27 protein-coding genes are annotated in these 22,725 nt (G+C 52.8%); 11 read left to right on the forward strand and 16 right to left on the reverse strand.

Annotated features, from left to right (window positions below; translation table 11 throughout):
- Positions 1-7: 7 nt before the first annotated feature.
- Both RAL91_RS03635 and RAL91_RS03640 read left to right on the forward strand, forming a co-directional pair.
- Positions 8-172 (forward strand): DUF1328 domain-containing protein, encoded by a 165-nt coding sequence (locus RAL91_RS03635; protein ID WP_306259795.1) that lies wholly within the window; start codon positions 8-10, stop codon positions 170-172.
- 53 nt (positions 173-225) lie between these two features.
- A complete protein-coding gene (locus RAL91_RS03640; protein WP_306259798.1) occupies positions 226-1,194 on the forward strand; it encodes an HWE histidine kinase domain-containing protein in 969 nt (322 codons plus the stop codon).
- A gap of 532 nt (positions 1,195-1,726) precedes the next feature.
- On the opposite strand, the gene RAL91_RS03645 is transcribed toward RAL91_RS03640, so the two are convergent.
- From RAL91_RS03645 to RAL91_RS03685, 9 genes are all read right to left on the reverse strand, one after another.
- On the reverse strand, positions 1,727-1,924 hold the full coding sequence (locus RAL91_RS03645; RefSeq protein WP_306259799.1) for a CsbD family protein: 198 nt from the start codon (positions 1,922-1,924) through the stop codon (positions 1,727-1,729).
- A gap of 92 nt (positions 1,925-2,016) precedes the next feature.
- Entirely contained in the window at positions 2,017-3,042 is a 1,026-nt protein-coding gene (locus RAL91_RS03650; RefSeq protein WP_306259801.1) for a YihY/virulence factor BrkB family protein, read from the reverse strand.
- Between the two features lie 89 nt (positions 3,043-3,131).
- Positions 3,132-3,305 carry a hypothetical protein gene (locus tag RAL91_RS03655; RefSeq protein ID WP_306259804.1) on the reverse strand — a complete coding sequence of 58 codons (174 nt, stop codon included), beginning with the start codon at positions 3,303-3,305 and terminating at the stop codon, positions 3,132-3,134.
- A 145-nt stretch (positions 3,306-3,450) separates the two neighbouring features.
- Positions 3,451-3,939: a CreA family protein gene (locus RAL91_RS03660; RefSeq protein ID WP_306259805.1), complete on the reverse strand. Its 489-nt coding sequence runs from the start codon at positions 3,937-3,939 to the stop codon at positions 3,451-3,453.
- Between the two features lie 30 nt (positions 3,940-3,969).
- Complete coding sequence (locus RAL91_RS03665; RefSeq protein WP_306259806.1) at positions 3,970-4,392, reverse strand: DUF4112 domain-containing protein; 423 nt, start codon at positions 4,390-4,392, stop codon at positions 3,970-3,972.
- Positions 4,393-4,407: 15 nt separating this feature from the next.
- Positions 4,408-4,566, reverse strand: coding sequence for a YqaE/Pmp3 family membrane protein (locus RAL91_RS03670; protein WP_306259807.1), 159 nt, complete (start codon positions 4,564-4,566; stop codon positions 4,408-4,410).
- 168 nt (positions 4,567-4,734) lie between these two features.
- Positions 4,735-5,826: a hypothetical protein gene (locus RAL91_RS03675; protein WP_306259808.1), complete on the reverse strand. Its 1,092-nt coding sequence runs from the start codon at positions 5,824-5,826 to the stop codon at positions 4,735-4,737.
- Positions 5,826-6,206, reverse strand: a complete 381-nt coding sequence (locus tag RAL91_RS03680) for a phage holin family protein (RefSeq protein WP_306259810.1) — start codon at positions 6,204-6,206, stop codon at positions 5,826-5,828. The genes RAL91_RS03675 and RAL91_RS03680 overlap by 1 nt, the downstream gene beginning before the upstream one ends.
- Before the next feature lie 111 nt (positions 6,207-6,317).
- Positions 6,318-6,764 (reverse strand): hypothetical protein, encoded by a 447-nt coding sequence (locus RAL91_RS03685; RefSeq protein WP_306259812.1) that lies wholly within the window; start codon positions 6,762-6,764, stop codon positions 6,318-6,320.
- 315 nt (positions 6,765-7,079) lie between these two features.
- On the opposite strand from RAL91_RS03685, the gene RAL91_RS03690 reads away from it, so the two are divergent.
- A complete protein-coding gene (locus RAL91_RS03690) occupies positions 7,080-7,778 on the forward strand; it encodes a hypothetical protein (protein WP_306259814.1) in 699 nt (232 codons plus the stop codon).
- 100 nt (positions 7,779-7,878) lie between these two features.
- Here RAL91_RS03690 and RAL91_RS03695 read toward each other — a convergent pair whose 3' ends face one another.
- Together RAL91_RS03695 and RAL91_RS03700 are read right to left on the reverse strand one after the other, a co-directional pair.
- On the reverse strand, positions 7,879-8,724 hold the full coding sequence (locus RAL91_RS03695) for an extensin family protein (protein ID WP_306259816.1): 846 nt from the start codon (positions 8,722-8,724) through the stop codon (positions 7,879-7,881).
- Positions 8,724-9,767, reverse strand: coding sequence for a L,D-transpeptidase (locus RAL91_RS03700; RefSeq protein ID WP_306259818.1), 1,044 nt, complete (start codon positions 9,765-9,767; stop codon positions 8,724-8,726). Before RAL91_RS03700 ends, RAL91_RS03695 begins: the two co-directional genes overlap by 1 nt.
- A gap of 212 nt (positions 9,768-9,979) precedes the next feature.
- On the opposite strand from RAL91_RS03700, the gene RAL91_RS03705 reads away from it, so the two are divergent.
- Complete coding sequence (locus tag RAL91_RS03705) at positions 9,980-10,318, forward strand: hypothetical protein (RefSeq protein WP_306259820.1); 339 nt, start codon at positions 9,980-9,982, stop codon at positions 10,316-10,318.
- Between the two features lie 327 nt (positions 10,319-10,645).
- Here the strand turns inward: RAL91_RS03705 and cphA are convergent, their stop codons facing one another.
- Entirely contained in the window at positions 10,646-13,273 is a 2,628-nt protein-coding gene (cphA, locus tag RAL91_RS03710; RefSeq protein ID WP_306259822.1) for a cyanophycin synthetase, read from the reverse strand.
- Between the two features lie 354 nt (positions 13,274-13,627).
- On the opposite strand from cphA, the gene RAL91_RS03715 reads away from it, so the two are divergent.
- From RAL91_RS03715 to RAL91_RS03725, 3 genes are read left to right on the forward strand one after another with little or no spacing between them, the layout of a single operon-like run.
- The gene (locus RAL91_RS03715; RefSeq protein ID WP_306259823.1) at positions 13,628-14,461 is read left to right on the forward strand and encodes a cyanophycinase; all 834 of its coding nucleotides are present in this window, start codon (positions 13,628-13,630) and stop codon (positions 14,459-14,461) included.
- Positions 14,462-14,504: 43 nt separating this feature from the next.
- Entirely contained in the window at positions 14,505-15,221 is a 717-nt protein-coding gene (locus RAL91_RS03720; protein ID WP_306259826.1) for an MFS transporter, read from the forward strand.
- On the forward strand, positions 15,181-15,825 hold the full coding sequence (locus RAL91_RS03725; RefSeq protein WP_306259827.1) for an MFS transporter: 645 nt from the start codon (positions 15,181-15,183) through the stop codon (positions 15,823-15,825). Before RAL91_RS03720 ends, RAL91_RS03725 begins: the two co-directional genes overlap by 41 nt.
- Positions 15,826-16,027: 202 nt before the next feature.
- Here RAL91_RS03725 and RAL91_RS03730 read toward each other — a convergent pair whose 3' ends face one another.
- Positions 16,028-16,870: a PRC-barrel domain-containing protein gene (locus tag RAL91_RS03730; protein WP_306259829.1), complete on the reverse strand. Its 843-nt coding sequence runs from the start codon at positions 16,868-16,870 to the stop codon at positions 16,028-16,030.
- 191 nt (positions 16,871-17,061) lie between these two features.
- Positions 17,062-18,072, reverse strand: coding sequence for a sensor histidine kinase (locus tag RAL91_RS03735; RefSeq protein ID WP_306259831.1), 1,011 nt, complete (start codon positions 18,070-18,072; stop codon positions 17,062-17,064).
- 106 nt (positions 18,073-18,178) lie between these two features.
- Here RAL91_RS03735 and RAL91_RS03740 point away from each other — a divergent pair, with 106 nt between their 5' ends.
- A complete protein-coding gene (locus tag RAL91_RS03740; RefSeq protein ID WP_306259833.1) occupies positions 18,179-18,529 on the forward strand; it encodes a response regulator in 351 nt (116 codons plus the stop codon).
- A gap of 338 nt (positions 18,530-18,867) precedes the next feature.
- Here the strand turns inward: RAL91_RS03740 and RAL91_RS03745 are convergent, their stop codons facing one another.
- Together RAL91_RS03745 and RAL91_RS03750 are read right to left on the reverse strand one after the other, a co-directional pair.
- Positions 18,868-19,716 carry a DUF1206 domain-containing protein gene (locus RAL91_RS03745; protein ID WP_306259835.1) on the reverse strand — a complete coding sequence of 283 codons (849 nt, stop codon included), beginning with the start codon at positions 19,714-19,716 and terminating at the stop codon, positions 18,868-18,870.
- Positions 19,717-19,767: 51 nt separating this feature from the next.
- Complete coding sequence (locus RAL91_RS03750) at positions 19,768-20,478, reverse strand: phosphatase PAP2 family protein (protein ID WP_306259837.1); 711 nt, start codon at positions 20,476-20,478, stop codon at positions 19,768-19,770.
- A gap of 811 nt (positions 20,479-21,289) precedes the next feature.
- Here RAL91_RS03750 and RAL91_RS03755 point away from each other — a divergent pair.
- From RAL91_RS03755 to RAL91_RS03770, 3 genes are all read left to right on the forward strand, one after another.
- A complete protein-coding gene (locus RAL91_RS03755; protein ID WP_306259839.1) occupies positions 21,290-21,613 on the forward strand; it encodes a helix-turn-helix transcriptional regulator in 324 nt (107 codons plus the stop codon).
- On the forward strand, positions 21,610-22,020 hold the full coding sequence (locus RAL91_RS03760) for an SRPBCC domain-containing protein (protein WP_306259841.1): 411 nt from the start codon (positions 21,610-21,612) through the stop codon (positions 22,018-22,020). The genes RAL91_RS03755 and RAL91_RS03760 overlap by 4 nt, the downstream gene beginning before the upstream one ends.
- A gap of 282 nt (positions 22,021-22,302) precedes the next feature.
- Positions 22,303-22,725: a DUF1801 domain-containing protein gene (locus RAL91_RS03770; protein WP_306259844.1), complete on the forward strand. Its 423-nt coding sequence runs from the start codon at positions 22,303-22,305 to the stop codon at positions 22,723-22,725.

The following is a 22,725-nucleotide window of genomic DNA, read 5'->3' on the forward strand; positions in this document are numbered from 1 at the left end:
GAATTCCATGCTGCGTTGGGCCTTAATATTTCTGGTTGTTGCGCTGATCGCCGGAGTGCTTGGTTTCGGTGGCATTGCTGGTGCGTCCGTCGGTATCGCAAAAATTCTGTTTTACGTTTTCCTCGTTCTTTTGCTGGTTAGCGTTGCGCTGCATTTTGCCCGCCGTGCTTAAATCAAATCAGCCCGTCGGCAAGCCGACGGGCTACAACCTTTATTGTGCATCATATGAGCTCTGAAAAAAACCATAATGACCTTATCGCCGAATCCATCCTGGGTACGCCGATCACGGTTTTCATGCAGGATGCGGACGGCATAACTGCATGGGTTTCGAACCCCCAATCCGGTTGGACCGAAGATTCATTTGTCGGCAAGCGAAACGACGAAATTTTCGACGAGAAGACAGCAGCTGCATTTGACGCGTCCAAATTGCTCGCCAATGAGAGCGGAGATGACCAGACGATCACGATAGAAGTGCACGCCGATGGCCGCGCGCGTTGGTTCAAAATTGTCATCAAACCGGTCAGGCAGGATTGTGGTCGCGCCCACTATCTATGTTCCTCTATCGAGATTACGAATGAGCGAGAGCGCGAAGAAACGCTCCGCGCTCTACTCATGGAAGTCAGCCATCGATCAAAGAACATGCTGTCGGTTGTGCTTAGCATTGCGGCTCAAACAGCCAAGAGTGCCAAGACGCCAGATCTTTTTCTGCGCAGGTTTACAGGGCGCGTGCAGTCTCTAGCCAAATCGCAGGATGTGATCGTCAACAGTAAATGGGTTGGCGCCACCTTAGAAGATCTCGTCAACAGACAGGTATCAAGATTTGGCCCCGACGTCAGCGCTCAGATAGTGCTGGAAGGTGAAAATTTGAAATTCAGCCCGAATGGGGCGACTCATATTGGGCTGGCGTTACATGAGCTCTACACCAACTCCCTTACATTTGGTGCGCTATCCATACCGGATGGAAAGGTCGCTATTAAATGCAAGAAAACAATAGTCGACGGCGCCGCCAGCGGCGAGTTGACCTGGGAGGAAAAACCGCGCGTTCGTCGTGATAAGGCCCCGGCGCAGTCATTCGGTCGAACAGCCCTTGAAAAAATCGTTCCGTCCGCCGTTAACGGCAAGGGCAAACTGTCTGTTGATCCTGACGGTGTACGCTACTGGCTGAAAATCGGCAGTTCCGAACTGATAGACTAGAGTTTTTCTATGTCGATGATCTTCCGGGGTAGAGACTTTCGTCACAGACACGATTTGCACTTCAGATTTGCTTGACTGATCGCCGGTGGGCGGTGCGCCAAGGGAGGGAGCATGGGAGGGCGTTGCAACCTGCGCTGCGTCCATCTTAACAGCGCTACATGTGACATCTGTCGTTGGGTGCCATTCCCCAGACCCATCAGATCAATCAAACACCAACTGCTGTCTGGCTCCCACAAAGTATGAACGCCCCTTGTTTGTAGCACTCGGAGGCCTGAGCGCCTGCAAGCCGACCTTGAGTGGCTGGCCGCGTGTGAGTTTTTGAACTCAAGTCCGGAGGGCAGCTTGTATGATGCGCGGGGAACGTACTGTCACGCCGACATCCCGTCAGCTGAGGCGAATTATAAACCAGATACACAGCTGCAATCGCAGGTTCGCCATCCGCGTCTACGTGTGTTGAAGCACAAAAAAGGCCGCTCGAAAGCGGCCTTTTCAATCAGATTTATCGTTCAATCAGATTTGTCGTAATGTGAGATTAGTTCTTGTCCAGCCAGTTGTCGATTTCCTGCTCGGCTTCTTCTTTGGTTTTGCCATACTGAGCCTGGATTTTTCCGGCCAGTGCTTCACGATTGCCGTCGACTTCCGCAAGTTCATCGTCTGTGAGCTTGCCCCACTGAGCTTTCGCTTTGCCGGTAAACTCAGTCCATTTGCCTTCGATTTGGTCCCAGTTCATTGAAATCTCCTTGGTTTTGTTTGTCTCGCTTAACTAACGAGCGACCCTTCAATAGGTTCCATCTTTTTCAAATTTTTTCGGAAAAACTGATCTCAATCGGCTTTTGCCTGAAACACATGATCCGCCACGTAAGCGCCGCGTTCGCCAGGCGGCGAATCGGGTCCTATCGTTGTGTCCGGATAGGTCTGCAATTCCAGCTCCGCATTCAAAATTGCCCCGGCGACAAAAACCATCGAGGAGAAGTAGAGCCACAACATCAATATTGCAGCCGTGGCAATGGATCCGAATGTCGCCCCGTAATTCGCAAAATTCTCTATGTAGAAGGAAAACGCAATGGACCCGCCTAACCACAAAAGCGAAGCTGTTATGGCACCTGGCAGCACCCAGCGGAATTTCGGATCTCGGCGATGCGGTGCCGCTTTGTAAAGATAGGCGATTGCAAACAGAACGATCAGCGCGACAACCGGCCAGCGTAGCCAGAGCGCCATTGTTTCCCCCTCGATCGGCAGCGGCAAAAGGGTCGTGACTGCCGGCAGAACTGCCACCGCGCCCAGAACAAGGATGCCGACCAGAAAGGCCGCAATCGTCAGACCGATGGATATAAGGGCGGCCAGAATAAAGGGCCGTTCATCCTCTTCCCGATAGGCCTTGGTCATGGCATGGACAAGCGCATTTATGCCGCGTGATCCACTCCATAACGCAAGCACCAGACTGATGATCAGGCCGAGGGTCAGCGTTTCATCGCTCTCGGAAATGATCGCTTCCAGCCGCTCGGTAAACAGCTGTGTCACGCTGGAAGGCAGAAACTGGTCCGCAAGATACATCTGCTGGTTCAGTGTCTGAATGTCGGCGAACAGTCCATAGAGCGCGACACCCACGGCGACCGCAGGAAACAAAGACAGAAAACTGAAAAACGCAACCCCCGCGCACCGCAGAGAGACATCAGTCTCCGAAATACGAACCATCGCCCGCTTCAAGGCCGTCCATACGCTGGAGAAGGAGAATGTGAAAGGCGACTTCGCCACACTCGCCCTGGCTCGGATTTCATCGGCAGTACCGGCATCTGTTTCCAGAAACTCAACGCTTACGATGCCCGGGCTTTGTTTGGCATTGTCCATAAAGCTAACTTTTTTGGGGGTTTGGAATCACCTGCCCATCAATACACCATCAGGACCGGAGCAGGCAGGTGATATTTTGTCGCTTCTGATCAGCCTTCCGGCAGGTCGACCTTAATATTGATATCGTTGGATGATGCGCCAAAAATTGCGTCACGGAAAACGTAGCCGCCAACCAACAGCAGACAAATTGCAATAACGGCAATCACCCAGCCGGCACTCCCGCCAGAATTGACGACTTTTACCTTAGGATCTGGATCCGACATAATATTTTCCTTTTGATGTTTCCGTTGACCGTAATCTATCGAGGCCAAGCGTGTTGTGGCGGTTCCTGTACGGGTTCGCCGTGTCAGTCTGCAACGTGCATACTGCAAAAAGGTTCCAGAATCGAGGGACTATAGTTCCCGACTTTTATTGGGTTGGTTGAACTTCGGCGTTAAACAGCGGAACCGTCGATATGGACATTTTCGCCGATCCGTCCTGAACCTGGCGGGAATGCGACAAATAAATCAATGTGTTGTTGGTCTCATCATAGACCCGTTTGACAATCAACTTTTTCCAGATCAACGAGCGGCGGCTCTTGAATATCTCTTCGCCGTCCTTGTCCATGTCGATGTCGCCCACGCGAATTGGGCCGGTCTGGCTGCAGGCAATGGATGAGTTTGAAGGATCTTCGAACCAATTTCCCTTTTGAAGCCGGTCGATCAGGCCACGCTCAAAATAGGCAACATGGCAGGTAACACCTTCAACATCCGGATCCTGCACAGCTTCAATGATGATATCATTGCCAAGCCAATCCACGCCGATCTCTCCGACCTCTTCAGCCTGCCCTGGTGTCAGGACGGTAGCATAAAGGGCAAAGGCAGCGGCCGCGATCAGGCGTTTGTAATTTCGTATCATGACTTTGATATCCTGTCTGATTTGGCCCACTCAATTCTTGGTTGAGCGATTTTCCAGGTGACGCAGTTCCTGCTTAAGCAGCTGAACGTTTTTTACATTGGATTTATAGGCAAAATCGAACAAATCACCAACCAGAGGTATTATGCCGATGACCATATCTATTGCTGAGTTGGATGCCATGCGCACAAGTGTCCGTTTGCGCGCGCCCTTACGATGTGCATCGAAGATGATCAGAGCTGAAAGCCCCGCCGTCAGCGTATCGCCAATTCCCGGGATCAGACCGATCAATCCGTCGAGCCCGATGCGCACACCGGTGCCTGGGATCGCGAATTTTGAATCAAGCCAGCTTTCCAGTTGATCCAGTTGTTGCGGACTGAACAGGCCAGTCTCGACCTTTTGCGGCAAAGTGCTTGCGTTTGGGTTTTCGGGTTTTGCTTCAACAACAGGGTTCATGTGCCTGTTTCCGCTCTAGCGCCGGGCAATGATCCAGACCGCGTGGACGACACCTGGAATGTAACCCAGAAGCGTGAGAAGAATATTCAGCCAGAACTGCGCACCAATGCCAACCTGGAGAAAGACGCCCAGTGGCGGCAACAATACGGACAAGATGATTCTGATAAGATCCATGATTTTACCCCTTGAAGAGAGCCCGGCGCCAATTGCGACACCGGGCGATATTTAGTCAGCTTAAGTCTCGTACCAGCCCTCAGGCCAACCCGAGAAATGAAAGGAGTGCCAGTACAACGACGACCACGCCTATAATGTAAAAAATGCTATGCATGTCGTGTTCGCTCCTTAAGATTTTGAAATAGAGCCGGACCGGGACATTGTGTCTGCTCCCGTGCTCGGCGCTTTGCTTTCAGCATTCTTGCGAGACTCTGACGTCTTGCCTGCTGGTGTCGTCTTGCCGGTTTGGGTCGTCTTGCTTGAAGCCGATGGCTTGCGATTTGCCGGCTTGCGGGTGGCCGCATTAGATGCCTGACCTGATTTCGTCTTTGCTTTCGGCTTGGAAACCACTGGCGAGGACGGCTTGTAGGCAGGCATTGTTCGATCCGCCTGTGTCCGCAGGTCCGATGTTGACCCTTTGGGAAAATCATCAGGCGCCGGGATGTGGTGTGGCGTTACATCTGACTGCGGCAGCGGCTCGGATTGTGCCGACGAGGTCTGTTTCTTGGCCGTCAACACGGTTGCTGCAGCTGCCCCGAGGGCCAGTGCCATCAGGCCCAGCGGAACTGGGTTTTCCTTTGCCCATTCCACAGCCTTTGAAGATGTGTCGCGCATCTGGTCAGGCACATCTCCCGCACGGCGTTTGAATGTCTCGCCGGTCGCGGACACACTGCCGCCGATGTGGCGCGCCTGTTCCCGGAGTTGGGAGGAGCCGCTTTCAACACTGTTTTTTGCATCGGCATAGACCCGTTTTGCTTCATCCGCCACATGATCCACCTTGTCACCGACCGCCGCTTTCGCGCTCTCCAGCTTTTCGCTCGCCGTGGCTTTCAGCCGTTGTGCTTCGGATTTCAAATCCTCAACATGAGAGGCCACGCGCTCTGCCGGATGCGATGATGTTGCCGCGAAACTTGCGGGTGTCTGGTAGCCATTGGCATGCGGTGTTGTCGGGGCCACATCGCCAGATACGTTCGTTCGGGATTTCTGGCTGGCCAGCAGACCCACCAAGCCGGCACCAATCAGCGCTGCGGGTATCGGGTGCTGCTTCACCGTGTCGAACGCGGCATCCAACAGCTCTCCGGGACTGTTGCCCTTGGCGCCCAGAGTGCGGGAGGCGAGGGAGGACAGATTCAGATCTTCCGAGATATTTTCCACTCTCGCGCTCATACGATCCTGAATACGCTTGATGTTGTTTTCAATGTCTTGTGTGTTCTGTCCCATTATGCTGCATCCTTTATTGTCTCAGCGCTGTCGCGCATGGAATTGAGTGTCCGCTCGGGCACCAGATTCTTGGCTTTGAGCTGCTCCGTGCCAGCTTTGACAGATATGTAGGCCAGGACCGCCAGTACGACGCCGACCAAAAGCGCAGCCAGAGAGGGGGCCATGATGTTGGAAAGGGCGACGACCAGAGCCTGAAGCAGGATCAGAAGAGCGCAGAACGCCAGCAGCAATCCTGATACAATGCCAATCATGCCGATTTGGACCTGTTCTATTTTCTCGCCGACTTCGGCGCGCGCCAGGCGTGCCTCTTGCTGAGCCAGCAATGCTGCATCGCTGACCAGTGATTTGACGGTATCGATGATATTTGGACTATTTGTCATATTCTTACCCCGGTTTTAGTGGATGCCATGCGCGTGTGTCGGCTGCCAGGCTGCACCATTTGCATGGTTGCTATCCGGCAGACTGCGCGCTTGGCTTTTATTGTCTGGTATTTATTTCCCAGAGCGTGTGTTGACGAAGCTTGCCAGTGCGAAGCCAGCAACGGCCAGTATACCGGCTGCAGCCAAAGGCTTGTCGCGCACAAAATGTTCCACGCGCGCGGTGACGTTCTTGGGATTGAAGCCATCCACCTCGTCGGCAGCGCTACTGATACCGCGTGCCGCTGCACGGGCATATCCAGCTGTACCGAGCATGCCGTCGCGTTCCAAACTGGCACCGCCGGCATCAATTGCGCGTCCGATGGACTGCACCACCTGATTGATCTGGGATTGACCTTTCAAAGCCACCTCATCCGCCTTCAAGCGGGCCGCATCAATCGCTTCGGATGTGGCTTGCTCGGTTTTGTCCACAAGCTGCTCCGCCGCTTCAGCCGCAGTCTCCTTGGCCTTCTGGGCAGGGCTCTGTTTGCTGTTCTGCGTCTCAGTGTGCTGAATGCTCACGATTTCTCTCCTGCGGTTATTTGTTGCACTTACAACAGCCAGGTCAGCAATTGGTTCCGAAGTTTTTTTTGGAAGGGTGAATAAATTGTGCCGTGGACATGCGGTGCCGGCCCGAAAGCGCCAGCGAGACAATCAAAGCACATTTGCATGCTGTGGCTTTTTCTGTGGGTGCCGTTCTAATTGAGTCCAGATCCTAATTCGCAGCCCCGGAATTTATACGCGTTCCACTTAAGATCGGTTGAGCGAACCGGCGCTTTGCGGCAAGCTGGAAGCTGGAAGCTGGGGCTTGATCCCGCAAAGGGCAAAGGGTGTTCGATGCCAGAACTGATGGACGGAGCGATCTTTTTCGGATTTTTCGCTGCAGGCTTTTCGTGGGTCTTGGCCAAACGATCCGGTGAACGAAGACGTCTGCCGTTTTGGGGCTCGGTCGTGATCGGAGTGTTGGCGGCCTATATAGGTCCGCCTGTCTTCGGCATGGCACAGGATGTCTGGCGAACTGTGCCGGGATTGCGGGAAATTACCGGTGGTGCAGTCATCCTCGGTCTCTGGGCTTGGTTTGTTGCAATCACGCTATTTGAACGCAAGGGTCAGCCGAGGCGCGTCCCGATTTGGGCAGGGGTAGTGATTGCGATGATCACGGCACTGGTGCTGCCGCCCCTGATGGACCGAGTCACGGGTTCCTATCAGAACGCGTCGCTTCGATCCGACGTCAATGGCTGCGTACGCTGGACTGTGGACGACGGTACTTTGCGCCAGGCGACCAATATTTGCGACTACCCCGTCACTGTGGGCCTTTGCATGCCGGGGGAAAAGAATCCCGCGCCTTGCGATCAGTCTTCGACGTTGACGCCTGGTGCCATGGCCAGGTTCGACTCCGGCGGCGCACGCCAGTCCTCTCTTCCGTCCAGCCCGGATGGGTTCACCATGGTTGCTTGCCGCCCCCCACACCGCCCATCACGCACCCTAAGTGTGATGGGGCGCGGCTATGGTGGAGTTTGCCTGCCTGAGGGCTGATTACGCCTGGTCAGGAACGTATTTGCAACCTTGACCTGTTGTTACCGGTCAGGAATACGAGTTTTGCAATTGGTTGGCGACGGCTCATCTTTGGTCAACATCACTCGCACAACCGGTATCCACCGTTTCGCAAACGCATATCCAGATGAAAATGATCTCCGTGCGCAGCATTCGTCATCGGTCCCAAAACCGTTGTGAAATAGGCGCATGCAGCGCCGCGTGCCGCAGCCTGAAAACGTGCTGGCATGCCGCTGTCATCATCGCGCTCCTGAACGGTGACGCGTTCTGCACCTTCAGCTTCAAAGAAGTGAACATCCAGCCCGTTGGCAAAAGAGTGCTCGCTGAGTTTCGCGCTTGATACACCGTTGCGGGTTCGGCACTGGTAAGATGTGCTGATGCCCAATGTCTTCAAATCCCCATTCAAATAGAGCTTTGATAAAGGGTCAACCGCCTGTTTTACCCAGTTTGCCAGCCCTACGGCCATAGGGCAGGAGAGCGTCGCCGTTTCGCTCAATGCGATACCGTCTCCCAGTCCGGTAACGGCCACCGGATGGGCTATACCGCAGCCTCCATCAGCAATAATGGGATCCAAAGGGGTGAACTGAGCACGTAAAGCTTTCAGTTCTGCCTGGCATCCAGCCGCCTGGGTCGCGTCTTCCGTGACGGATCGTAAAATAGCGTCCGCTGAGAGCCCATTTGGCGGCAGATCATCCGCTGGCGTTGCCGGTACTGTTGGCACGTCTACTGCGGGTGCAGGGGGCGGCGGGACCGGTGTCGGCACAACCGAGATTGTGCCGGGTTGTTTGGCTGTCGTTAAAGCGTCTGGCGCGCCATCGGCAGGTGGCCTACTGGTTGGGAGCGGGACCACCTCAGCTGCAGCAAGGGGCATTAGCGCAGCAACCGACGACGCAGCCAGAACAAGTGTTCTGAGGCGAATGACTCGCATCAGGAATCTTTTGAAAATTCGACAATGGTGCCAGGTGAAACCAGCTTCGCCAGTTCTGCCGCATCCCAATTCGTCAACCGCACGCACCCGTGACTCTGGGTCTTTGCGATTTTGGAAGGATTAGGCGTTCCATGGATGCCATAAGTCGGTTTAGTCAGATCAATCCAGATCGATCCCACCGGGCCATTCGGTCCGGGTGGAATAGTAAGAACCTCGGTGTTGTCGCCCTGAGTGAAATTAACATTAGGATTGTAGGTATATGTCGGGTTGACCGCTACTGCACGGACCTCATGGGTTCCGGACGGACTTGGCGTCGTAGCGCTGCCAACCGATGCCGGATAATCAGCAACGAGCAGGCCGTCCTTGTCGTAAGCATGCAACCGGCCATACTCGGCATTGACTATGATACGTGCAACGCTCGCTTCCCGGATTGGCCGCATTGGATCGGCAACCACGATGATTTCGCCTTCAGTGGTGAAGGTCGCAGCGGGGTTCAAAGCTGCCAAAAAGTCTTCGTCCATATGAAAGCGTTCTGCGAGCATTTCGCGGACGCTGGTGTAACTGACCGCCTTCAGTTCCGCCATCTTTGCGTAATCCTGCGGAACTTCAGGAATGAGTTCAGTTGCAAGGTCATCGGCGGTGATCGTGTATTGGACGGCGGCATTCTCACCAAAACTGGTTGACAGCATGTCCCAGGTTTCAGGCGTCAACACACCGGTCAATTCAAGATTGTTGATGGATTGAAACGCCGCCAGTGCGCGTTGGTAATTGTCTCCCTCATAGCCATCGATCACGCCAACCGAAAATCCGGCACGGTCCAGGGCAATCTGAGTCCGTGCGACAACCGCAGACGGTCCGTCATTATCAGCTGCATCGGGCGTCGTGGACGCTTCGACGATTGGAGCAGACTGTTCTGCAAAATCCGGCGCCGCCAAGGAAATTTCGTCTTGGGTCAGAACCCCTTGGCCAAAGGCAAGTGAAGCCGCCAACACCATATACGCGCAGGAGGCCAGCGCCCCGGTAATCACAATAGATTTTTTCATTGTATTTCCTTCCAACAGCTGCTGCACGCAGCGCCAACGCAAATGATGACGTTCTCGTAAGCGGAAAACGTGGAGACGCCTGAAAGGTTCCCAAAAAAGATCACTTATTTTCAAAATTGGAGTTTCGAAATTGAACAATAATTAACCAAGACGAAAATGGAACCAAATGGTCCAGAGCCCGTTGTTCTGATAAGTTTTATTGGAGACACAAAATGACCGACGCATTATTTGCAATATTCATGGTTAGCTGTTCACACATGCTCGGTATTTGTCGTGAGAATACTGAGCCTGTTGAAGTACTTCAGTCGGAGCAGGAATGTGTTCAAACTCTTTACGGCAGACTGAATGTCGCCAGCATAAAGTATGAAGACAGATTTCCCGTGGCCATCGGCAAATGTGTGGCCATGGACTCCACAATGGCGCTTGACGAGCCAGCGTTTGACTGGTTCTTTCAACTAGACGGAAAGCTCTCCGTGAAAATCATCCCTCCTGTTGAAGTTCAGAACGCAGCAAACACTGTTTCGATGGTTGTCGATGGAGACGAAGGTTAATCTCCCTTGAACTGTATAAGACGCGACTTTGTCTGATGCCGATGCCTACTCCGCCGCTGACGCTCGCAAATTCCAGCCAGCCAGTGAAAACACCTGTTGCCAACCCGGCAGGGCCTCCAAGAAAACTGGCTTTCATGATGCCCTGGTCACGTTCATGAGGGTGGCGCACATCGTTTGAGGCATGGCCCGTTTGAGGCATGGCCCGTTTGAGACGTGGCCCGTTTGAGACGTGGCCCGTTTGAGACGTGGCATGAACGAACAAGATGTACCCGAACCCAATAATTCGCTCAGCAAAACTGGCGGTCACTTTGGTGTTGAACTCTTACCTCACGGTAGTGGTATTGGAGCGGTGCCGGCAATGAGTTCAAAATACTCCATCACGCTCTTAAGCATGGGCTCAACCTCGTCAACTTGCACAACTATGAGGTCACCTGGCTGGACGATCGAGAACGCGCGAGCGAGCGCTTTGGTAGGGTCATTGACAATTTCCAGCTCCCCGGGGGCAAATCCATTGTGCAAAGCACCAGAGCGCACAAGTTCCGAGGTTTCGCCGAGTTCGCGCCCACGCGGATCGGCATCTGCAACAATGATGTGGTCGTAGACGTCAGAAAGCGCCGCACCGAATGCCTTTATGTCCTCGTCCAACCTACTTCCGGTACCATGCGCAACGACAATTTTTCGCCCCTTGGTGATGTGAGGGAGCGCGCTTCCCATGGCCTTCACCGCAGGTGTGTTATGCCCGTAATCAACAATAACTTTGAACGTCACAAAGTCGATCAAATTCATGCGTCCTGGGTTTTGGGAAGCGCTGGGGTGAAACGTGCTGATGCCGTTTCGTATCATGTCGACCGATAATCCCAAGCCGTGTAGGGCGGCCACTGCTGCCAGAACATTTGCAATGTTGAACCTTGCTGCGCCGCTCATGGTAATGGGTGCTTCGAGCACAGAGAGAACATGAATGGTGGGTTCCGGGGAATGGATGACAATGTCACCATCCTGCAAAACAGCCGCTGTGCCACCCTGGTCAAGATGCCGCGTAATTATTTCATTTTTTGGTTGCAGTGAAAAATAAATTACCTGGCCGCCCGCCCTGTTTTGAAGCCCTACGACTGTTGGGTCATCCGCGTTGAGGACTGATACACCCGTGTCTTTGACAACTTCTATAACGGTCGCCTTAACGAGAGAAAGCTCTTCCAGATCTTCAACACCATCAACGCCGATATGGTCTTCATCAACATTCAGGAGAATTCCGACGTCACAACTGTCAAAGCCCAATCCCCTTCGGATGACGCCACCACGCGCAATTTCAAGCACAGCATGGTCAATGGTCGGTTCACGCAAAACAATGTTCGAGCCTTCCGGGCCGCTATAGTCCCCATCAACGATCGGGACACCATCGATTGCAACGCCCGTTGTCCCGGCAAAACCGACCATTCGCCCGCTATATTTGAGCGTATGAGCGATGAGTTTTGCTGTCGTTGTCTTGCCGTTTGTGCCCGTCACCGCAATAATTGGCACGCTGTTGTCCAACTCGGGCGGGAACAGCATATCAACGAAGGGCTCAGCAACGTTACGGGCATTGCCTTCAGTCGGGGCCAAATGCATCCTGAAGCCAGGCGCAGCGTTGACTTCGACGATTCCGGCGGATCCGTGTTGCAGTGGCTGGTCAAGGCCGGGTGCCACGATATCTATGCCTATGCAGTCCATTCCAATAATACGGGCGACCCGCTCGCACATCAATCGAACGTCCTGGTGAACATTATCGGTCACATCGCAGGCGGTTCCGCCAGTGCTGAGATTGGCCGTGGATTTAAGGTACAGCTTTTCCTTCAACGGCAGTACATAATCGACCGAACGGCCCTGGAACGCGAGCAAACGCTGTGTCATATGATCGATCGAAATGGCAGTCAGCACCCGTTCGTGACCGATACCACGTCTCGGATCCAGATTAACCTGATTGATCAGTTGACCTATTGTGGATTTGCCATCGCCCACGATATGCGCAGGTTCACGAAGCGCAGCGGCCACCAGAACCCCGTTGATCACAAGCACACGAAAATCGAACCCGGTCATGGTTTTCTCAACTATGACAGAGCTGCATATCCTGCATGCTGACGCGAAGGCTGTTTCAAGCTCATTGTCGTCAATCACACGGGCGGTAATTCCACGGCCATGATTGCCGACCTCTGGCTTTACTGCCACCGGATAGCCAAGATCATTCGCAATTTGGGCAGCTTCAACGAGCGAGATCGCAACTTTGCCTTCAGGTGTCGGTATACCGGCTCGGCCAAGAAGCTCCTTCGTTCTGAATTTCTCATCAGCAATTTCAACGCCGATTGCGCTGGTCCGGTCTGTCATGGTTGCCTGAATATGACGTTGCTTGCAGCCATATCCGAGTTGAACGTGGCTATCATTGTTGAGGCGTATGGCAGGTATGCCTCTCAGTTTTGCTTCTTCGACAATGCTGTTGGTCGAGGGACCAAGAAGATCACTCTCTCGCAACTCCTTGAGTTGGGTAATAACGGTATCAATATCAAACGAGCGGTTTTGTGCGACAGCATGCACTAGAGCGACGGCTTCCTGGCCAGCTCTGAGGCCCGCCGATTCAACGCGGTAGCGGTACACGACTTTGTAAATCCCGTCGTCTTTGGTGTCGTAGGTCTTGCCGAAGCCCACTTCCATCCCCGCCAGACACTGCAATTCCAGGGCAACATGCTCAGCAATATGACCAATCCAAGTACCACGTCGCAGGCGCTCAATGAATCCGCCAGGTCTGCCAATTGAGCATCCGTGATTTTGAAGTGTGGGGATCAACTCGATCAAGCGATCCGCAAAACCATTCAATTTGTCAGAGGGTTGTTGCTCATACTCACCGATATCCAAGAGCATAAAAATGGCCTGATAACGGCTGTATCGATTTGGCCCCCTAAGGGCCCGGTGCTCGAGAATTTTCATGTGATGGCCTTCTGTGCACTCAAAGCGCACTGTTAACGCCAGACTCAATTTGCATGAGCAAAGCGCATTGTAGCTGTCGTGTTGACGATAAACGGTGCATGTACCCGGCTTTGACTAACCGGACCCGGCACATTTAGAAAACTGCTCGATATCTTTAAGTTCAAACACCGATATCACCCAATGGACCCCGCGGTGACAGGACTTTGAAACGGAACAGCCATCACTGACAACAAAGTGTGCCGCGTTTCCCAGGATGTAGCGTATCACGTAGTACAGCTTGAGCTTCATTGCCAGCTAGAATGCGATCGTGGTCATGGCAATGAAAGGGAAGCATAACATTTGGAGCCACTGCTTATGCCGCGTTATCTGATTCCCATCGGCGGAAATGAGAAGAAGTCGGAAAACTCGGATATTTTTAAGGAAATGATAGCACTGGCGGGCGGAGCTAAAGCGCGCATTGTTGTCGTGCCTACGGCCAGCGAAGACCCAAAAGAACGGGCGCGTGACTACCAAAAGCTGTTTTTGAGTTTTGAACCTGAATCAGTAGATGTTGTTCATATCGGGGAGCGCCCCGATGCCAGCTCTGCAGCGCTTGCCAAGATCGTTAGCAAAGCCACACTCTTCATGTTTGGGGGCGGCGACCAGTTGCGGCTCTCTTCGCTGATAGGCGGGACGCCGCTGCACAAAGCACTTTTGGAGCGATACCAGTCAGGCCGCTGTGTCGTCGCAGGAACTTCGGCGGGCGCCGCCGTCATTCCGGAAGGGATGATATTTCAAAACAATCGATTTCGACAGTTTCGCAAAGGCGGGATCGAAATGACCAAGGGGCTGGGATTGATCCACGACATCATTTTTGACACCCATTTCGTCGAGCGATCCCGAATTTCTCGTCTCGTACAAGCGGTTTCAACCAATCCAGCAATGTTGGGCCTTGGGATTGGAGAAGACACCGGGCTGCTGATCGAAGATGAAACCAAAGCGAGAGTGATTGGCACAGGTACGGTTATTGTGGTCGATGGGAGTGCCATCGAAATCAACCATGTCGGATACGTCAAGAATGGTAATCCATTCGCCCTCACGAATGTAATATATTCCGTCCTCACGCCAGGTGTGGTTTACGACCTGAAAAAACGAATGGTGATTGATCCCGGACCGATAGCCCCGCCACCGAGTCTAATACCTGCGTGAAATTCAAACCCACAAAGTGGGTACAACATATGGCTTTTGAATCATGTTAAGAGGCCTCTTTCCGCTCGCCGCTCTGTTGATCGGATCAGCTTTCCTGCTGTTTGCCGGGGGCGTGAATAGCATCATTCTGCCCGTCCGGGGTGATGCGGAAGGCTTCTCCGTCGCCTCGCTGGGTCTTCTCGGTACCGGGTGGGCCGCCGGTTACGTAGCGGGCTGCCTTAGAACACCGGCACTTGTGGCACGTGTAGGTCATATCAGAGCGTTTGGAGTGATGTGCTCAATTGCTGCCATCGCTGTTCTGCTGTCACTTGTCCTGATGTCGCCATGGGTCTGGATACCAGTTCGGGCCGTGTCAGGGTTCTGTTTCGCCGGAGCGGCAATGATCGTGGAAAGCTGGCTCAACGAGCGGGTGGACAACGCGTCCAGAGGACGTGTTTTTGGAATCTACACAATGGTCAATCTGGCAGCGACAACCGCAGGTCAGATGGTGCTTACCCTTGGTGACTCAAACGGTTACTTCTTCTTTGTTCTGGCTGCCATGGTCTATTGCCTTGCTCTTTTGCCGACCGCGATTTCCGCGACAACGACACCAAATCCCCTGACCAGCGTTTCCTTGAACCTACGCAGCCTCTGGGAGAACTCGCCGATTGCCGTTGTCGCAGCCGATTGCCGTTGTCGCAGTCCTCATGGTGGGGGTGTCCAACGCCTCATTTGGAACATTGGCAGCCGTCTACGCGGCTCGAATTGGTCTGAAACTTAGCGATATCGCGCTCTTTGCCAGTATTCCAATCCTTGCTGGGGCCGCCGCCCAAATCCCTATCGGCATCGCTTCCGACAAGCTGGACAGGCGGCGCGTGCTTGTTGGAATTGCAGTATGCGCCCTGGTTGTGGATGCGCTCTTCCTTTTCGGTGGATTAACTAATCTGTGGGCTGTCATGACCCTGGCAGGGTTATTTGGCGCAACAGTGTACGCCATGTATCCGGTGATCGTTGCCCATGCAACTGACCACGCCGCTACCGGTACCTATATTCAAGTCAGTGGCGGACTTCCTCTGGTCTACGGAATTGGGTCTATCTTGGGACCTACGGTCGCCGGTTTTGCCATGTCAGAATTTGGCGAGGCCAGCTTGTTTATGGTGACAGGAACAGCGCATATCCTCCTCATCATCTTCGCGTTGGCCCGCCTGATATTAGCGCCTGCGTTGGCTCCAGAAGATAAGGGCAGTTTCCAGGTGTCACCCCTTGCGCCTGTTTCCACCCCAGAGACCGCAGCCTTTGCGGCAGACCAGGCTGAGTTGAACGCTGACCGGTCTGAAGCCGCTGTTCTGGCGAGCGGCAATCAGAAACATCAGGACATGGACTAGGGATGGATAACAGGCGGGTCTTGGGCTGGATTTGATTGCCAAACCGTAACAGAATTGACGGCTCCTGATCCAAGATGAACAAAAAATATGCGATCTGGAAAACAATGATATTCCACGCGCCAAAATACTGGATTGCAGACAAAGAAACGGCCACTCCTTTTGAGAGTGACCGTCAAATCATGCAAGTAATTTACTTGGTAGATTAGCCTTCATATTCAGGCTGAGCTTCGAGTTGCTCTTTAGTTGCTTCAATGAAAACACGGAAGCTGGATCCATCTGCCGCGCGCAAGATGCTCAATTCATCAAGGGTTACTGAAATCTGGTGTTCGCCCAGACCCAGGAAGCCACCAATGTCCAGAATGGCACGCTTGATCTGGCCGCTGTCATCGACGATCAGGCTGTTGATTTCGCCGATATCTTCATCTTTGGTGTCATAAATCCGTGCACCTGTCAGATCTTCAGTTGTCAGCTCTTCCATGGTGGCAACGCCATAGCCATCCCGTGTGATTCTGGGGGCCATGAAAATTTCACGGTCGTTGTCCATCATTGTTTCGGCTGTCGCTTCAGCGCGGACTTCCGCCTTTTCTTCTTTCATTTCCATTGCAGTTGTGCGGGAATAAGCGTCGAAATCTGTCAGGGATTCCTTGTTTGTGTTGACGACAAGGAAGAAATCATCTGCGTCATCTTTTTCGTTCACCATTTTGATGCTGGACATTTCAACGGCGACATCTTTTTCGCCGATACCGATAAATCCGCCAACACCGATGATCACTGCTTTTACGCTGCCGTCACGGCCCAGAATAACATCGTTGATTTCGCCAATGTCTTCCCATTCCTGCTCAGCACCGGCTTCTACCATGGTGTCTGCATTAAAGCTGTCAAAGTCAGTTTCCGCAGCGTAGACCCGCATACCAATGAAATCGGATGCGTAAATGTCACCCGGCTGTTCCATTACATATGGGCTCAGCATTGTTGTGTGGGCGGCTGCAAATGCAGACGTGGACAGCATCAAAGTCATGGCTGTTGTTGCGATAATGCGTTTCATGAGGCATTCTCCGTTTGTTGTGTCGTTTTGGTCAACTTCACGCCGGGTTCGAAATCGTGCGTGTTGTTGCCTACAAAACAAACGACTGGCGAATAGGTTCCAAAGCTTTTTCAAGTTTTGAACTTATTCGCTGTCTGATCGCCAAAAGTCGGGTAACTTCCACATTTGCGTTCCGGCTGAGCATGCCCACCCTAGGCCTGCGGCGCGTGGCCGAATGACATTTCCGAGGCCTTCCATACACATTGATACGTCATGCCATTGCTACGCCATAAAAATTCGGGCTGTCCATTATAAGTCGCTTTTGTCAGTGATTTGAGAACTTGTGATCCAAATCCTTTTTTGTCACCGTGTTCTGCAAGTGGCTCTGGCCTGTTCTCGTCCCACCTCAGAATAAAACTGTCCGCTGCGGGGTTCACTTGAATGGATAGATCAACTTTCCCCTCTGGAACCGCCAGCGCTCCGTATTTAACTGCGTTGGTCGCCAGTTCGTTCAAGGCCAAAACCAGGGTCTGAGCAGCACGCGGATTAAGTTCAAATTCGGATACGTCCATCGAAATCTGCTTGGAGTTGTCGACCGAATGCAGCGTGTCGGACACAGTATTTGCAAGTGTGGCACGGCGTGTTTCGACGCCCAGAATGAGCTGGTTTACGCCCGCAATTGCATTGAGGCGCGTGTTGAACGACGGGAGGAATTCATCAAGATCAGCTGAATTTTTTGCCGTCATCCGCGCAATTCCGGAGACGAGCGCCAGAAGGTTCTTCACCCTGTGAGCCATCTCCTTAGCTGTCATTTCGGCTTGGAACTCAGCTGCTTTCAGAGCACTAATATCCCAATTGACACCGGCAAAGTGCGTATGAGAGGTTCCCGAAAGGGAAACAGCATCGCCACGCGCACCCAGCCAGATCGTAGTGCCGTCATCCCTGCAATAGCGAAATTCATGTCGAAATGTGGTGTTCGTCCGCAGCGCTTGCTCCACCGCTTCCTTCATACCAAGCAAATCCTCTTTATGGATGTTGCTGAAAAAATTATCTGCCAGAATAAGCCCGTTCGATGAACTGAGGCCAGTCAATGATTGTTGGACCACGTCAATATACAGCTCGTCGGTTGCCAGATCCCAGAACCACACCCCCAACCCGGCGGCCTCTAAAGCTTGAGAGAGCCAGGGCGCCGAAAAATTTTCGGCCGTCGCTTTGATATTCATATTTTGTTTGCCATCTTTTAAGACGTTTGGAACTGTTTGTAGTTCCACGCGTTGTTTAGGCACCCGCTTTAAGAATAACGAATTTTATTAAAACTGGAACAGACAAATGCCAGAACCACAAACATTACTGATTGTCGAGGATGATCCCTTCATTGCCATGGATATGGAAACTGAGTTTTCCGATCGTGGCTACAGGGTTGTGGCAGTGGCACAAACTGTTTCCGCCGCCAGCGCGATTCTGGAACACTCGGCGCCCGATTTCGCCATTCTTGACTACAACCTCGGCGATGATACGAGCGTTCTGATCGCGAGGAAGCTAAACGAGGCCGACATTCCGTTTGTATTTGTCACCGGTCGCCCGGATGCAGTCGCCAGCGATGAAGAGGCACCCGATGCACCGATCTACTGCAAGCCGGTTAATTTCGACGAGATTGAGAAAACGCATTTGGCAAACTAGGGTCTGGACTCAATTGGGCTCGGATCCTGGGTTATGAGTTCTCTGGAAACACACACAAAAAAACCCTCGGATGATAACTCATCCGAGGGTTTTTTGTGCTTTTGGAGGTCAGCAAATCGTTCAAGGAATGTGTCTCTACACCAACCCGGCGTAGGAGAGAATCGCGCCGACAATCACAATCAGGCCGACTACGTAAATAATGGATCTCATATTGTTTCCTTTCATCGTTCCTGACTTAAACGGCAGACCAACCAATTGGTTCCCGCTAGACGACAATTTATCGATGTCGGAATTCTGAACGTTGCTAAATGGCTTGAACGGCGCAGTGTTAAGACCTGTCAAACCTGATCCGTCAGCCCAGCGTCCTTTACGTTGATTTTGCGCCAGACGGCCTCGGTCAGCGAATAAGCAGCAAACAGGATCAGTCCAATTCCCATTGCGAGCAACAACCAGCGTCCGAATGGCAGACTTTGGACAAACTCAAGCGCATCGCGCACATTTGGCGTTGAAGATGGACTATTGCCGGCATTGAGGTAGCGGTAGAAAAGCAGCACGCTGATTAGCGCAAACACGCTGCCCCGTGCTGTCAGCCCCGCAATTGCGACAGGATGTATGAACTGCATTTGACGTTGACTTGCCTGAAAATGGTCGGCGTATTTTTTATGCAAGGCTTTCCACCAATGCGCAATTGCCACGCCCAGAAATACAGCGGCAAGCGCCAGTGATGAGTAATTCATACCGACAATGCCAAACATGGTTTCTGCCAGCCCGCCAGAATTACCAGAACTGCCAGAATTACCAGAACCATCAGAACCGCTTCCGGTCTCAAACCAAAACCCCAACAATGAAAGCGAAAACAGCGCCAGAGCAGTATAGGTGAATGCGCTGGCCAGAAGCCCCGCCCGAACCATCAGTCCTTTTGCGGACCATCCATGATCATCCGTGTCCAGCAGTGATTGCACGAGCCGCCAAAGAATATATCCGGCAAGACCAATGATCATGACGGCCAGCATCGCATCGCCCAAAGGTTGCTCGAGCACGACTCTTAGAGCGCCTTTCGTATCCTTGTTCTGCCCCGCCCCAAATGCTGCAAGAACAGTAAAGCACCCAATGATGAGGTAAACCGCGCCACGACAGGCATAGCCTGCGCGCGCCAGTGGGGAAATCCATTTTTTAGATGAGTTCATGATGACCGGTCCATGCTGATGAATGATTGCGCAAGCAAGCGCAATTTGGCTTCAACCAGAACGGCCCATGGCGTCGTTTCGTTCCCGACGCTTCAAGCTCTTTTGCCAGAATGCGTCTGCAATCAGCCAACTGAACGAGGCCCAGGTCAGACCCATCGCCCAACCGGCTATGACATCACTTGGCCAGTGCACGCCCAGATAAACCCGCGTCATGCCAATCATCAACGCGATGATGACAGCGCCCCAAAGCATGTAAATCCGCAAAGATCGACTTTTGACAAAGCGGATTGCAACAGCGGCGAGGGTAAGCCAGGCAATCATTGAAACCATGGCGTGACCACTTGGAAAGCTCGATGTGAAGGTTTTGTCCAGATGGTCAACAAGGTCAGGTCGGGGCCGATTGAACAGCAGCTTCAGGGCCGACGATGCGGCACTGCCCGAAATCAGGGTTGCCAACAGGAAGAAAGCTGCGCTGCCTTTGTGCACTATGAGAAGGGCAATCACGACGACAATGGATACAAGGATAAGAATTGGATATCCGCCCAGCGCTGTCAGCTCCGCAGCGGTCTCCTGAAACCAATCTGGGCCCCAGGCATCCGACAAATCTAAAGGGTTGCGCAGGATAAGAACAAATTGTCGATCAATCTGACCTGTCAGATCGTTCATCACCAGAAATGCGATTGTGGAAAAAACAGCCAGGCCACAAAATAAAATCACCCAGGCTGTGCGGCGCATTGTCGATGAAGAAGCAGTTTCATTCATTGTTGAGGATATCCATATTCTGCGCCCCGAGGACACTGATGATCAGATCAGGGATCAGCTTTACCGTATTGACTGTCGGGAACCGGGAAAACAGCCCAAATCGCAATTGGTTCCAATTTTAGCTGACCACTCGATAAAGTTTTCCGGAACTCTTCGGCCGCTCGCGCGTTTACTTACACAAATTCAAATTCGGAGTGATAAAAATGAACGGAATAATTTATCTCGTGGGTCTCGTTGTTGTAGTATTCGTCGTTTTATCATTTCTGGGAATCGTCTGACGGCTCCTTTCCGGCACGCCGGCCAAGAGTTGAACCCGATAATCCGTCCCTCAGCTTCAAATGAGATGCGTTGAGCCAAACCTCAGCCTAACGGGGTTATCTGTATGTTGGCTTCAACTGCGAAGCCGTGCCGAGACCTCGTTTTCAGAACAGAGCGCCAGCTTGGCGTTTTCTTCTCATGTCAAATCCCCGAACTCACACCGGACTTAGCCATATAGGCAAAGTGCCCCCAGCGCTGCCCAGCCGACAAACTCCAGACAAGCAAAACGACTGAAATCTTTGGTGCACCCGACAGGCGTGGCGCCTATGGGAGGTCGAGCCCGAAAGGGCCGGGATTATGCGCTTCCATCTTGATCCGGGTTCCCAATCGCATCCAACATCTTTTCCGGTGTCGACAGACTGGAACGAGGGGAGGTTTTCTCGTTTTAGTACCAGTTACCACCTGCAAATACTCCTGATTTCCCTATGCACTTGACCAACACATATCCAGATGGCTATATATAATTCAATAGCCAACGGGGTATAGCTTTCCAATGTCGAACACACATAATGTACTTTTCAGGGCGCTCGCCGATCCAACACGAAGGGCCCTTTTTGAACGTCTTTGCCGTGAGGGAGACACGACGGTCGGAGCATTGACTACCGGCGCCGGCGTTTCGCAACCGGTCGTCTCTAAGCATCTCAGAATTCTAAAGGAAGCAAAGCTTGTGCGCGGTCGCCATGAAGGGCGCCAAACTCATTACAGCGCCCAACTCGATGCGCTCGCACCGCTCTCCGACTGGACTCGGCAGATGGCCCGTTTCTGGGAAAGCCGGTTCGACGATCTGGAAGACGTCCTGAAAAGGATGGATAATTGAACGACAACGCACCCAAAATACGTTCGGTCGTCGTTGAACGTGATCTGCCCTATCCGCCGGAGAAAATCTGGCGCGCGCTTACGCAACCTCATCTGATTGAGGAGTGGCTGATGAAGAACGAGTTCAAACCGATCGTGGGCCACCGATTTGAATTGAGCGCGCAGTGGGGCAAGGTCGAGTGCGAAATCTTGGCCGTCGAGCCGAACAAGAAGTTAGCTTACACTTGGGGCAATCACGATCTGAAAAGCACTGTCACCTGGACGCTCGCCCCCACCAGAACAGGGACAGCCCTGCGCATGGAGCAGACAGGCTTTCAGTCGGATCAACCGCGCTACTATCAAGGTGCCAAAGCAGGATGGCCGACGTTTTTTGCAAGGCTCGAGCAGGTCTTGAAGGGGATGGATTGAAATCTGCCCCCAATCTATCCACACCGGTTCAAATTTTGAGGAGGTCTTTATGAATTGGAACAAGTGGGTCCGTCAGTTCCACCGTTGAGTGTCTCTGGCCTTTACGATAAGTGTCGGCGCAGTCTTCGCCGCATTGGCACTCGGGCAATCTGCTGAATGGGTCTATTACCTTCCGCTCATGCCCCTCGTTTTGCTTTTGCCAACAGGGCTTTACCTGTTCGTTCTGCCTTATCTCGGGCAGCGAAGCGGCAATCGTCCCGTTGTGACAGAGGAGTGATCAGGATGCCGGACAAAAGTACCAAAAACCCGAAACTTCTCTCTGGCGGCAATCCGCAGATTCCGAAAGGCGAAGGCGATGCCCCCGTACAGGCCTACATTGCGGCCATGCCGGGCTGGAAGCAGGACATTGGGCGAAGCATTGACGACATTGTAGAGCGTAATGTTCCCGAAACGCAAAAAGCGGTCAAATGGAACACACCCTTTTATGGGGTTGAAGGACATGGCTGGTTTCTGGGTTTTCATTGCCTGACCAAATACATCAAGGTCACCTTCTTTCGCGGTGCCTCCCTCAATCCCGCTCCGCCTGTCGAATCGAAGCAGAAGGACGTGCGCTACTTCCACATCCATGAGGGCGATCAATTCGATGAGGCCGGGTTCGCCGACTGGGTAAAACAAGCCAGCGAATTACCAGGCGAAGAACTGTAA

It is taken from the genome of Pararhizobium sp. IMCC21322 (assembly GCF_030758295.1).
Taxonomy (GTDB): Bacteria; Pseudomonadota; Alphaproteobacteria; order Rhizobiales.